The sequence below is a fragment of the Thermoanaerobacter siderophilus SR4 genome (assembly GCF_000262445.1).
In the GTDB taxonomy this organism is placed as follows: domain Bacteria; phylum Bacillota; class Thermoanaerobacteria; order Thermoanaerobacterales; family Thermoanaerobacteraceae; genus Thermoanaerobacter; species Thermoanaerobacter ethanolicus.
Map to the genome: position 1 here is coordinate 2,351,212 of NZ_CM001486.1, position 13,498 is coordinate 2,364,709.

General features: G+C 33.4%; 13 protein-coding genes and 1 pseudogene. All 14 read right to left on the reverse strand.

The window, feature by feature from the left end:
• Positions 1-27: 27 nt before the first annotated feature.
• On the reverse strand, positions 28-1,635 hold the full coding sequence (locus THESIDRAFT1_RS11665) for a peptidoglycan D,D-transpeptidase FtsI family protein (protein ID WP_006570475.1): 1,608 nt from the start codon (positions 1,633-1,635) through the stop codon (positions 28-30).
• Between the two features lie 52 nt (positions 1,636-1,687).
• The gene (locus THESIDRAFT1_RS11670) at positions 1,688-2,905 is read right to left on the reverse strand and encodes a peptidase U32 family protein (protein WP_003869805.1); all 1,218 of its coding nucleotides are present in this window, start codon (positions 2,903-2,905) and stop codon (positions 1,688-1,690) included.
• 2 nt (positions 2,906-2,907) lie between these two features.
• Complete coding sequence (locus tag THESIDRAFT1_RS11675; RefSeq protein ID WP_003869804.1) at positions 2,908-3,546, reverse strand: O-methyltransferase; 639 nt, start codon at positions 3,544-3,546, stop codon at positions 2,908-2,910.
• A 12-nt stretch (positions 3,547-3,558) separates the two neighbouring features.
• Positions 3,559-4,614, reverse strand: coding sequence for an endolytic transglycosylase MltG (mltG, locus tag THESIDRAFT1_RS11680; RefSeq protein WP_003869803.1), 1,056 nt, complete (start codon positions 4,612-4,614; stop codon positions 3,559-3,561).
• 368 nt (positions 4,615-4,982) lie between these two features.
• Positions 4,983-5,453, reverse strand: coding sequence for a QueT transporter family protein (locus THESIDRAFT1_RS11685; protein WP_006570476.1), 471 nt, complete (start codon positions 5,451-5,453; stop codon positions 4,983-4,985).
• Positions 5,454-5,783 carry a YlbF family regulator gene (locus THESIDRAFT1_RS11690; protein ID WP_003869801.1) on the reverse strand — a complete coding sequence of 110 codons (330 nt, stop codon included), beginning with the start codon at positions 5,781-5,783 and terminating at the stop codon, positions 5,454-5,456. It lies immediately after the preceding gene.
• 17 nt (positions 5,784-5,800) lie between these two features.
• Positions 5,801-7,465: a ribonuclease J gene (locus tag THESIDRAFT1_RS11695; protein WP_004396470.1), complete on the reverse strand. Its 1,665-nt coding sequence runs from the start codon at positions 7,463-7,465 to the stop codon at positions 5,801-5,803.
• Positions 7,466-7,641: 176 nt separating this feature from the next.
• Positions 7,642-8,082: a Fur family transcriptional regulator gene (locus tag THESIDRAFT1_RS11700; protein WP_003869799.1), complete on the reverse strand. Its 441-nt coding sequence runs from the start codon at positions 8,080-8,082 to the stop codon at positions 7,642-7,644.
• 225 nt (positions 8,083-8,307) lie between these two features.
• Positions 8,308-8,595: a DUF1292 domain-containing protein gene (locus tag THESIDRAFT1_RS11705; protein ID WP_003869798.1), complete on the reverse strand. Its 288-nt coding sequence runs from the start codon at positions 8,593-8,595 to the stop codon at positions 8,308-8,310.
• Between the two features lie 79 nt (positions 8,596-8,674).
• Positions 8,675-9,094, reverse strand: a complete 420-nt coding sequence (gene ruvX, locus THESIDRAFT1_RS11710) for a Holliday junction resolvase RuvX (protein ID WP_003869797.1) — start codon at positions 9,092-9,094, stop codon at positions 8,675-8,677.
• Positions 9,095-9,149: 55 nt separating this feature from the next.
• Positions 9,150-9,407 (reverse strand): IreB family regulatory phosphoprotein, encoded by a 258-nt coding sequence (locus tag THESIDRAFT1_RS11715; protein ID WP_003869796.1) that lies wholly within the window; start codon positions 9,405-9,407, stop codon positions 9,150-9,152.
• A 77-nt stretch (positions 9,408-9,484) separates the two neighbouring features.
• Positions 9,485-12,118: an alanine--tRNA ligase gene (alaS, locus tag THESIDRAFT1_RS11720; protein ID WP_003869795.1), complete on the reverse strand. Its 2,634-nt coding sequence runs from the start codon at positions 12,116-12,118 to the stop codon at positions 9,485-9,487.
• Positions 12,119-12,230: 112 nt separating this feature from the next.
• A pseudogene (locus THESIDRAFT1_RS11725) lies at positions 12,231-13,255 on the reverse strand (AI-2E family transporter).
• A gap of 17 nt (positions 13,256-13,272) precedes the next feature.
• A complete protein-coding gene (locus THESIDRAFT1_RS13415; RefSeq protein ID WP_003869793.1) occupies positions 13,273-13,434 on the reverse strand; it encodes a hypothetical protein in 162 nt (53 codons plus the stop codon).
• Positions 13,435-13,498 lie beyond the last annotated feature (64 nt).

Sequence of the window (13,498 nt, forward strand, 5' to 3'; positions counted from 1 at the left end):
TGTTTTATTTAAAATGGTGCACGTACATCAATATTTCATTATTTCCTCCGCTATTTCTTTAAAAAGAGGGGCAGCTTTAGTTCCTCCAGTATCTCCATTTTTTACAAAAATCGAAATTGCATATTTAGGCTTATCAAAAGGAACAAAACCTGTAAACCAAGCATGATATATATTTAGCTCCTTGCTAACTTCAGCAGAACCTGTTTTACCAGCACTGCCATAGGTAGTCTCAGCCCTTTTTCCTGTTCCTTCTTGGTCAATAACCACTTCTCTCATCATTCCTTTTAAAATTTTGGCTGTTTTTTCGCTTATCACCCTGTAAGACTTTTTCTGAGACAATTTTTCAATTTCTTTCCCTTCTTCATCAACTATTGCAGTCACTAAACGTGGAACATTCCTAACACCGTTATTAGCTATTGTCGCTGCGATATCAGCTGCTTGAAGAGGCGTCATCAGCACATCTCCTTGCCCTATTGACAAATTCCCAATACCTGCTCCATAAGTATCAGACAATTTAGGCAATCTCCCTATTTGCTCAGGTATTGGCAGACCATCATCACTTTCTATTCCAAATTTTCTCGCCATCTCCAAAATATTTTTGGCCCCTGTTATTTGCCCAATCTTTATAAAAGTAGTATTGCAGGAAACTGCAAAACCTTTTACCATGTTTATTACTCCATGACTTTCTCCTTTGTAATCGTGAAATACTATTCCATTTATATCATAACTACCACTGCAATAAAAAGTATCCTGTAAATTCACTTTATTATATTCTAACGCTGCAGCAGCTATTACAATTTTAAAAATAGAGCCAGGTGGATACATTGAGACAGCTTTGTTTATAAATTCTTCGTTAGAGCTATTTAAATAAGCTTGAATATTATTTTGGTCAAAATTAGGCCTACTTGCCATTGCAAGTATATCACCTGTTTTTATATCTAATACCACTGCTGCTCCATCTACCATATTCTTGTCAAGAGCATCTTCTACTGCCTTTTGTATGTGATAATCAAGAGTAGTTTTTACCCCCAAAACTTCTTTTCCAGAAGTTTTTAACCTTACTCCTAACCCTTTTATATAATCAGTATTATTCCCATCAGTAAACACTGCAATGCTATCTTCCCTTTTGCTATTTAAAATTTCATTAAAAGTATCTTCTAAACCCATCTTTTTCTCTCCTACATACCCTATTACATGTCTTGCTAAAGAATTTTGCGAATACCTTTGAGGCAAAGCTAACTTAAAAATGCCTATAGGTAATTTGTTGTTTGAGTTAAATTTAACTTCATATTCCACATAATCTTTTGCACTTTTTAAGGATTTTAACACATCCTCACAGTTTACTGCGGCAATTTCACTTATAACCTTAGCGGCTTTTTCTTTGTCAGTTAACATTTTAGGTATCGCAAATATATATTCTTTATATTCTCTATCAGTAAAAGGAATCATATTCCTGTCGTATATTTCTCCTCTTCTCTCCAAAATTTTAAAGCTTCTAATTTTTTGTTCCACTGCTTTTTGAGAATAAAAATCTCCTTTGATTACCTGAATGTAAAAAAGCCTAAAAATCAATGTTAACGTTAAAATTGACAAAACTACCCTCAAAAAAACAATCCTATAATTTCTATTTTCCATAAAACTTTGCTCCTTTCAGGAAAAAGTATTCCCAAAAGGAGCAAGTTTTAACCTAATTTTTAATTTCTCGACGCAGTATAAAAAATTCTTCTACAGGATACTTTACAGGAATTTTCACTATCATTTGAGGATGGGGAGCTACTTCAATCTCATTTCCTTCTTCATCCCACATTTTTTCAATTTGCTGCTCAAACTCTACTTTAGGACCCATAATCTCAATTTTATCTCCCACAAACATCCTATTTCTTTGCTCTACAACAGCAATTCCTGTATTTGGGTCATAATCTTTAACAATTCCTACAAAATCATGAGTCCGTATATATTTTGAAGACTCATAATTTTGAGCATCAGGACCTGGTTTGCCAAAATAAAACCCTGTGGTAAATCCTCTGTGACTTGCTTTAGAAACCTCTTCAAGAAGTTTTTTGTCAAAAACATAATCTTTTCCTTTTTCAAGGTAATCGTCAATCGCCTTTCTGTAAGCCCGTGTCACTACAGCAACATAGTAGGCACTTTTGTTTCTTCCCTCAATTTTAAAACTTGTAACTCCAGCCTCAACAAGTTCTGGAATGTACTCTATCATGCATAGGTCTTTAGAATTCATAATATATGTGCCCCTTTCATCTTCGAAAATGGGCATATACTCTCCTGGCCTTTTTTCTTCTACAAGATAATATTTCCACCGGCAAGGTTGTGCACATTCACCTTTATTAGAATCTCTTCCTGTAAGGTAATTGCTTAAAAGGCACCTTCCTGAGTAAGAAATGCACATAGCCCCGTGGACAAATGCCTCTAATTCTAAAGTTTTTGGTGTCTTCTCTCTTATCTCTTTTATCTCTTTTAAAGATAGTTCCCTTGCCAAAATTATTCTTTTTGCACCTAAATTATGCCAAAACAGAGCACTTTTATAATTCACATTATTTGCTTGCGTACTTATATGAACATCTACTTCAGGAGCTACTTCTTTTACAATAGAAAAAATCCCTGGGTCAGAAAGAATAATAGCATCTATGCCAAGGTCAACAACTGATTTAATGTATTCAGGCAATCCTTCCAAATCCTCATTGTGGGGAAAGATATTTATAGTAATATATGCTTTTTTTCCACTTTTCCTCACATATTTTATTGCTTCTTTTATCTCTTCAAGAGTCAAACCAACAGAAGCCCTTAAACTATAATGTTTCCCTCCAAAATATACCGCATCTGCTCCGTAATTTATAGCTATTTTTAATCTTTCCAAATCTCCAACTGGTGCCAAAAGCTCTAACATGATTATTCCTCCTTAAAGCTTACCGCTAATCCGTCTCCTAAAGGCAAAATTACCGTGTACAAAGTTTTATCTTGATATAATATTTCTATAAATTCTCTCATTCTGTACACAATAGTTCTTCTCTTATGTTTTACATTTTTCTCATTTACAACATATCCCTTATACAAAATATTGTCCCACAAGATTACGCCCTCTTTGCTTAAAAGTCTTTTCAGTTCTTTGTAAAATTCTATATATTGCCCTTTCGCCGCATCTACAAAAATCAAATCGTACATCTTGGTTAAATTTGGAAGAACTTGCTGTGCTTCTCCACAAATAAGTTCGATTCTATCTTCTACTTTTGCTTTCTTAAAATTTTCTTTAGCTATTTCAGCCAAATTTATATCCCTTTCAATAGTGACTACACTAACTTCTGAATAAGCTTTTGCCATTATTATAGTAGAATAGCCAATAGCAGTACCTATCTCTAATATATTGTTAGGCTTTTTTAGCTTCACAATAAAACTTAAAAAATCAGCGACCTCCGGTTTTGCAATAGGGATATAATTTTCGTAGGCATATTTCTCCATCTCATCTAAAGGATATCCAAATTTATGAGCTATCCATCTTATAAATTTTATATCATTTGGAGTTATTTCCATAACTCAACCCTTTCATTTAGTATTATTATTTTCATTTGCTTCAATTTCTTTCTGAGCTTTTAAATGGTCTTCATAAGTTATACTGAAAATATGAGACCCATCTTTCTTTGCAACATAATAGTAAAAGTCATGCTTAGCTGGAAAAAGAGCTGCTTTAATAGATTTAAGTCCAGGATTACAAATGGGACCTATAGGAAGTCCATAGTGTTGGTAGGTATTGTAAGGGGAATCTACCTCCAAATCTTTGTACAAAAGCTTATCCTTGTGTTCCCCTAATGCGTATTGTACAGTAGCATCTATTTGTAGTTTCATATGTTTTTTCAAACGGTTGTATATAACACCTGCAATTAGAGGTCTGTCCTTATCTACCACAGCCTCTTTTTCTATCAGAGAAGCTATTATCACAATTTGATCAGGTGTCATTCCTACATATTTTGCATTATCCTTTATAGTACTATTATAAACTTGTTGAAACCTTTTAAGCATAATATTTATTATTTCTTTTTCGCCAGCCTCTATAGGTATTTGATAAGTATCGGGAAAAAGATACCCTTCTAATCTACTTGGTCTATCTTTAGGTATGTCTTTTAAAAAATCGTAGTTAAAAGTATCTTTTTGTGCAACTTCTAAAAATTTATCTTTATTTACTAAGCCTAATTGCGATAACTTATTGGCTATATCTTTAACAGAATAACCTTCCGGAATTGTCACTTTTATTGTATCCTTTTGTGCTTTACCTGCAAATATTTTTTCTATTATTTGATCAGTAGTCATGTTAGGGCTTAAAAGATATTTTCCTGCTTGTAATTTTCCATCAGCACCTAAAACTTTTGCTCTCCATATAAAAAACCACTCATTCTTAATTAAATTATTCTCCTTTAACACCTTAGCTATTTGCACGGTAGAATACCCTTTTGGAATATTTATAATCTTTTGAGGCGCATCACTTTTTGTAGTTACTGGTTGAAAAAAGCTTTGATAGTATACAAAAGCAGAGAAAAACAAAAAAATTATAGTCGTTATTACCACAGCAAATCTACTTTTTCTTTTGTATTCGACATTATTCATTACATTTCTCTCCCTTGGGTAGGTATATCTAAATTATATAATTAATTAAAAATAAAAACAAGTAAGCTTTCCGCTTACCTCAGACTGTAGACAAAGTATTATCGTTGTTGGCATTTTGCATCGTTTGCTCCGGTGATATCGCAGACTAAACTATCGCTCGTCCTCGGGCTCAAGCGGGGTTCCGGGCACATTCGTCATCCTTGACTTAATGCCCGCCTCCGCCCTCCTTGGCTTCGGCCCCGCTTTCGCCTCTCAGCCTCGCTAAGTTTAGTTACTGCTCTATCAAGTCGCTACACTTATGCAAAATGCCAACATGTTATATAAAAGGTTTGCCTACAGTCTAAAGTAAACCTTCTGCTTACCTGTTTTTATAAAGAATACTTATCTTTTAATCTTTTGTATACTGTAATCACTACATACCCAAATACACCTGTCACAATAGCTTCACTTAAAGCGATATATAAAGCTACAAGATAATAGGGCATTTTCGTGAAATAACTTACCCATATTGAAACAATAAGGGCATTTAATATTATAGGAGGCAATATACCTTTGTAAAAAGTTTTAGTTTTTGATGTAAGGTACGCAGCAAGTAATGTCACTAAACTTCCACCTAAAATATCGAGAAGTCCAAAAGGACTTCCTATATTGGCTAATAAACATCCTATAAAAACCCCCCATATTGCTGCCGGCTCTACCATGGGTAATACAACTAAAGATTCAGATATTCTAAATTGAATAGGGCCATAAGAAACACTGCCCAAAAGAATAGTAACAACAAAGTAAATGGCTGCAATGGCTCCTGCCTTTACAATGTACTTAGTATCTATTCTTTTCATCTACTTCATCTCCATCGGTTCCATGATTATTTTTAGTATATCATCCATTATCTTGCCAAGAGTGTATTCTAAAGACAAGTACGAACTTAACTCTGGATTAAGATTTAATATCTCCCATAGCTTTTCTAACACTTCTTTTTCTTTAGGATCCACTTTTTCACCTGACAACTCTTTAGCTTGAATCTCTAATTGCTTTTTTCTAAAATCCTCTAACATTTTCTTATTTTGCTCATTTTCATTTATTTTTTGATACGCCTCTTTAAAAGCTTTGTATTCTGGCAACTGTCTTATGGCATTAGCCAGTTCATAAGCTTTGTCGTAGACGTTCATATTTAAGAGCCTCCTGGTTAAATTTCCATTATGATTGGCAATATCATAGGATTTCTCTTAGTTTTTTCATATAAGAAGCTGCTTAAATTGTCTTTTATCATTGATTTTATAGTAGCCCATTCGCTAACTTCCTCTTTCTCACACTTTGATAACACATCTCTGACAATATTTTTGGATTCCTCCATTAAATCCTCTGATTCTCTCACATATACAAATCCTCTGGAAATTATGTCGGGACCAGCTATAATTCCTCCAGTCTCTTTAGAAATAGTAACCACCACTACTAACAAGCCATCTTGAGCCAAATGTTTTCTATCTCTTAAAACGATATTTCCTACATCTCCAACTCCCAAGCCATCTACCAACACTTTCCCTGCTGTTACTGTCCCTGCAATCCTTCCAGAATTTTTTGTAAACTCTAATACTGTCCCATTATCTACTACAAAGATATTTTGTGGAGGCATTCCTAAAGTCTCTGCAAGCTTAGCATGCTGAACTAAATGTCTGTATTCTCCATGAACAGGAATGAAAAATTTAGGTTTTATTAATGTATGAAGTAGCTTAATCTCTTCTTGACAGGCGTGACCCGATACGTGAATATCTGCCAATGCTTCATAAATTACATTGGCACCTTTTTTAAATAATTGGTTGATGACGCGAGAAATAAGTTTTTCATTTCCCGGAATAGCAGAAGCAGAAATTATCACTGTATCTCCCGGTACAATCTCTACTTTTTTATGCTCAGAAGAAGCCATTCTGGTAAGAGCTGACATAGGTTCCCCTTGGCTGCCTGTCGTTATAATGACAACTTTATCATGAGGCAATTTATTGGCTTCATCAATATCAATCAAAAGGCCATCAGGAACAATTAAATAGCCTAATTCCATCGCTACATTAACTACATTTAACATGCTTCTGCCTGAAATAGCAACCTTTCTTCCATACTTGTGCGCAGAATCTATAATTTGTTGAACTCTGTGGATGTTAGAAGCAAAAGTTGCCACTATGATTCGTTGTTCTGCTTTTCTAAATATACTGTCAAAAGTCTCTCCCACTGTCCTTTCTGACATGGTATAACCCGGTCTTTCAATATTGGTACTATCACATAGCATTACTAGTACACCTTTTTCCCCTAACTGGGCAAAGCGGTGTAAGTCTGGTATTTCTCCCCCTATAGGGGTAAAGTCTACTTTGAAATCCCCCGAGTGGAAAACCGTCCCAACAGGAGTATGAATAGCTAAAGCCGCAGAATCTGCAATGCTATGAGAGGTTCTTATAAACTCCACTTTAAACTGACCAATTTCGACAATCTCTCTTGGCTTCACCGTTATCAATTTACTATCTTTTAAAATACCATGCTCTTTTAACTTATATTCTACTAAACCTATAGTCAGACGAGTCCCATATACAGGAACATTAAGTTGCTTTAAGACATATGGTAAAGCTCCAATATGGTCTTCATGACCATGTGTTAAAACAATTGCCTTAACCTTTTCCCTATTTTTCAATAAATAAGTAATGTCGGGAATGACCAAATCTATTCCCAACATTTCATCATCTGGAAAAGCGAGACCGCAATCCACAACTATAATGTCGTTTCCGAATTCAAAAACAGTCATGTTTTTGCCGATCTCATTTAACCCGCCCAAAGGAATGATTTTAAGTTTTGCCTTGTGTGCCAAATACTTATCTCCTTTCATTAGATATTTTTAGCTTTAATTTTATTTTCCCCCAAAAACCCAAAAAACTTACCCGTACCTTACACCAGTTAATATAAATTATACTTTATTTGAAAAAATACTTCAACCCTATTAATGTAAATTATTTCTTAAACAAAATCCAAAATCTCACTATAAGTTTAATTATACCTGCTCCTACATTTGCTACAATAACCAAAAAATTTCACATTATGATCTATTATTTCAAAATCTTTAGTCTCTTCTATTGCCTCTTCTAAATTCTCCAAAAGGTCTCCTTCCATTTCTATAACTGCTCCGCATTTTAAACAAATCAAATGATGATGCTGATGGTTTTCATTATGATATAGCTCGTATCTATTTCGACCATCGTCAAAATTTAATTTATAGACAATACCTAATTCCTCAAATAACTGAAGGGTCCTATAAACTGTAGCAAGCCCTATTTCAGGATATTTTAGCCTTACAAGGTCATATATTTCCTCAGAGGAAAGATGTTTATCCCTATTTTCCATAATGACGTCCAATATCACACGCCTTTGAGTTGTCAACTTATATCCCTTATCTTTTAATTTTTCTTTAAATTTTTCAATTTCATTCATCTAAATCACCGCCAAATAATATCAACTAATATTAGTTTATGATATTCATTTTCAATTGTCAAATATTTTTTTCGATTTTTTAGTAAATATCAAATTTTATAGTGGACAGAGATATTTCAATTGAGAATCCAATTTCCCTTTTACATAGAAATTAAATTTTGTGGGTATATAAAATTAAGATATACCAAAACGGTATATCTTAATTAATTTCATTCTAATTTTAATTTACTCTTCATCGTCAAAATCTTCATCATCATAATATTCTTCATACTCTTCCATCAGCTCATTGTATGCTTCGACAGCATCATTGAACTCATCTTCGTCTTCAATCCCTACAAAAATATCATTGCCATTTTCATCTTGTTCCACTCTCAGGATGTAAGCATCTTCTCCATCACCATCGACAGGGACCACAACTGCATACCTGGTATCGTCAAGGTCAAATGATGCTACAAGTTCGAAGTCTACTTCATGGCCGTGCTCGTCGATTAGCTGAATGATTTCTGGTTCCATACTATTTCACCTCAATTCTACTTCAAGATAATGTAATTGTATAACATACCAAAAAGACTGTCAAGTTTTTAATAAAAATTTATTTATTTTTTTGTGAATCTAAGTAGTTCTGAAGTATAAGAACTGCAGCCAGCTTATCAATTACTTCTTTTCTCTTTGCCCTACTTATATCAGCTTTTTCTATTAAAACCCTCTCCGCTTCTACTGTAGTAAGCCTTTCATCCCACAATATTATTGGTATATTAATAGCTTCCTTCAAGTGTTCAACAAATCTCACAACTTTTTGTCCTTGTGGCCCCAAAGTGCCATTCATATTCTTAGGTAATCCTACAATTATCATTCCCACTTCATATTCATTTATTATTTGTTTTATTCTCTCAAAATCTTTTTTGTTACTACTTCTTTTAATAGTAGTAAGTCCCTGTGCAATTGTGCCTGATAAGTCACTTATAGCTACCCCGATTGTTTTATCACCCACATCTAAACCCATAATCCTCAAAGAAACCTCTCCATTCTAAAATTGCCTCACACAAAGTGAGGCAATTTCATTTTTCTTATTTTTGGGAAGACAAATACTCTCTCAAAAGTTCTTCTACTAATTCATCTCTTTCAATTTTTCTTATCAAATTTCTCGCATTTTTATGGCTGGTTATATAAGTAGGATCCCCAGACAATATATAACCTACTATTTGATTAATTGGATTATAACCTTTTTCAGAAAGTGCTTCATACACTGCTGTCAATATCTCTTTAACAGTTTTTCTATCAGTTGTAACGTGATACCTCAGAGTCTGTTCGTTTTTATCTACCATAATATATCACCTCTAGATACATTTAACTACCATCAACTTTATAATAACCTATATTTACTTGGCTAGTCAAGCTTTTCTCAATTTTTTAACTGTTCTTTTACAATATCTATCGCTTTGTTTAACGCTTCATCTACCTTAGATAGATTTTTGCCTGTTCCTTGAGCCATGTCTGGTCTTCCACCGCCATTTCCTTCAGATACTTTGCACACCTCTTTAATAATAGCTCCCATGTCTATCCCTTTTTGAACAACATCTTTAGTAGCCATACCGACAAATATAGCTTTTTCTGGGGTAGAAGATGCTAATACTACTGCAGCAATTTTTAATTTATCTTTTAAAATATCTCCTAATGCCTTCAAAGCCTCACTATCATAATCTTCAACCTTTGAAACCACTACTTTTATACCATCTAATGAAATAGCAGAATTGATTAAACTATCAGCCAAAATAGAAGCCATTTTTATTTTTAATTGTTCTATCTCTTTATCTTTTGTCTTTAAAACTTGCTGCAAACTCTCAATTTTTGAAATTATCTCTTTATCTTGGACTTTTAATAAATCAGAAGCCTCTTTTAATATTTCTTCTTTCTCTCCTAAATATTTTATTGCAGCAAGTCCTGTTAAAGCTTCAATTCTTCTTAAACCTGCACCAACTGCACTTTCAGATACAATCTTAAAAATCCCTATTTCGTTAGTATTTTTAACATGAGTTCCACCGCAAAGTTCCATGCTGTAATCATCAATTTTTACAACCCTTACTTTATCACCATACTTTTCTGTAAATAACGCAACAGCCCCTTCTTTCACTGCCTCATCATAAGTTTTTTCTTCAATATGAACATTTAAACTTTGGTATATCTTTTCATTAACCCTATTTTCTATTTGCTTTAGCTCTTCTTTAGTCACCGCTTGATAATGTGAAAAATCAAATCTTAATCGATCATCAGCCACAAGAGAACCAGCTTGATGAACATGGTCGCCTAAAATCTCCTTTAGGGCTTTATGAAGAAGATGAGTTGCAGTGTGGTTTCTTGCAGCATTCCTTCGACTTACCACATCAATTTGAGCTTTTACTTCATCTCCTACTGAAATTAAACCTCTTTCAATTGTTCCAGTGTGTATAAACTTATCTCCTATTTTTTTACAGTCATTTACTTTTATCAAAGCATTTTCATTCTCTAGAACTCCCTTGTCTCCTATCTGCCCACCACTTTCAGCATAGAAAGGAGTAACATCTAATATGATACTCACATCATCTCCAGCTTCTGCTTCCTCAACAAGCTCTTCATCTTTTACAATAGCTAAAACTTTTGAATCGCTTTCATAAGTATCATATCCCACAAATTTTGTTTTAATATCTCCTAAAGTAGAATATATGTCTTGTTCCCACAAACTATTATCTTCTTTTCTGCTGCTTCTCGCTCTTATCCTTTGTTTCTCCAACTCCTTTGTATATCCTTCTTCATCAACAGTAATGCCAGCTTCTTGCAAAATTTCTTTTGTTAAATCCAATGGGAACCCATAGGTATCGTATAGTTTAAAAGCTTTAGAACCTTCTAATACGGTTTTTCCTTGTACTTTTAGTTCGCTTATATAATCTTGTAAAATTGTAAGTCCTTGGTCTATTGTCTCCTTAAATCTTTCTTCTTCCAGTTTGATTATTCGCTTTATATAGTCCTTTCTCTCAATTATTTCAGGATATGCCTCTCCATAATTTTCTATGACTGAATCAACCACTTTATACAAGAAGGTATCGTTTATCCCCAGCAATTTACCGTGCCTTGCAGCCCTTCTTAAAAGCCTTCTCAAAACATAGCCTCTTCCTTCATTAGAAGGCAGAATTCCATCTGATATCATGAAAGTTATCCCTCTTATATGGTCAGTGATAACTCTCAAAGACACATCTTTTTCTGCATCTTTTCCATATTCTACTTCCGCAATCTTAGACACAAAATTAGTAATGCCTCTTATTACGTCTACATCAAATATGCTGTCGACTCCCTGCATTATTGTGGCTATCCTCTCAAGTCCCATGCCTGTATCAATATTTGGATTTGGCAACCTGTGATAATTTCCTCGTTCGTCTTTATTAAACTGGGTAAAAACTAAATTCCAGAATTCAATAAACCTATCGCAATCACAGCCAACTCCACAAGTAGGCTTCCCACAGCCTTTTTCTTCACCTCTGTCAAAATAAATCTCTGAAGAGGGGCCACAAGGTCCTGTGCCAATCTCCCAGAAATTATCTTCTTTCCCCATCCTCACAATTCTTTCAGGAGGTAACCCAACTATTTTATTCCAAATCTCAAATGCTTCATCGTCTTCCTCATAAATTGATACCCATAACCTGTCAACTGGCAACTTCAAAATTTCTGTTACAAATTCCCAGGCCCACGGAATAGCTTCTTTTTTGAAATAATCACCAAAAGAAAAGTTACCCAACATTTCAAAAAAAGTACCGTGACGTGCTGTTTTACCCACTCTTTCAATATCCGGTGTCCTTATACATCTTTGGCAAGTAGTTACTCGTTTGCTGGGGGGAGTTTCTTTTCCTGTAAAATAGGGTTTTAAAGGAGCCATTCCAGAATTAATTAATAATAAACTTTTATCATTTTTAGGAATTAGAGAAAAACTTGGTAGTCTCAGGTGCCCTTTGCTTTCAAAAAAGCTTAAAAATTTTTCTCTAATTTCGTTCATCCCGAGTTTTTCCATAAAAATCCTCCTTTTTGATACAATAAAAACCGTCCCAAATTGGGGACGGGCTTTTACCCGCTCTTTTTTGAGTATATTATACAAGATTGAATATAACAAGTCAATAACTGGTTTATTTCTCAATAAAAATTTCTGTTACAATAACTTTCCCTATTGCTACAACAGGCACAGATAATAAAAGCCCCCAGACGCCAAAAAGTTCCTCTCCTGCAATCAATGAAAAAATCACTGTAATAGGATGAAGCCCTACACTGTCGCTAATTATTTTAGGTGTTATAAAGGCATTTTCTATCTGTTGCACTAAAAGACACACAAGTAAAGCCCAAAAGCCTTTAGATAAAGAATCAAGGAGCCCTATTAAAACAGCAGGAATAATTGATAAGATAGGCCCTATGTAGGGAATTATATTTAATATTCCTGCCAATATTCCTATTAAAAAAGCATATTTAACTTTAATTAGAGAAAGGCCTATACTTGTAAAAATAGCAACAAAGATAGAAAGATATATTTGTGCTCTTATGTATTTACTTAAAATTTTGTCTATTTTTTTTAAAAGAGCAAAAAAACTATCATGATATTTGGAGGGAATCATTCTTTCAATTTCTTTTTCAAATACATTTTTATCTTTTAAAAGATAAAAAGTAATAATCGGTACAATTATCACGTCTATAATATCTTTTAATATTGCAACAGTAGATTTAAAAACCAAATCGACACGAGAGGCAAAAAGATTATTTAGGGCATTCAAATTTTTATCTAAAACTTTTTCAAATTGAGGTGGCAAATAAGAAAAATAGTTAAATTTTAGTTGAATCAAAATTTTTTGTAGTTCTTTAGTATAGAAAGGTATCATTTTCACAAAAATAACTATTTCATTTATCAACAAAGGGAGAATGTAAAAAGAAAAAATAGTATTACCAAAGCAACAATTAAAAACACTAGAAGAATAGACAAAAAAGTAGAAAAGCCCTTTGAATTAAAAAATTTTACCATTGGATTTAATAAATAGGCTATTAAAGCGGAAACAAAAAAAGGGGAAAGTATATTTTTAATACTCACCCAATTCTTTATAAAAAAATACAATAAGCCTATGGCACCAATGATTAAAAAAAGTAGATACACTTTTTTAACTTGCATTTTATCACCTGAAAAATCTATCTAATTTTTATTTTGTTCATTGTACGCCATATTTTTGTCATATTTTTTTCTATCATATCTTTATAACGTCTATATTTTCTCATATCTATTTTGGGAATTATATATGCAGCAGCTACTATTCCTGCCAAAAATCCCTTTATATATTTGTCTCTATTCATAAAAGCCCTCCTTTGAAATCTAAAAAAGTTTCTGCTTTTTATAGATTTCCCTCTTTAAAATAAA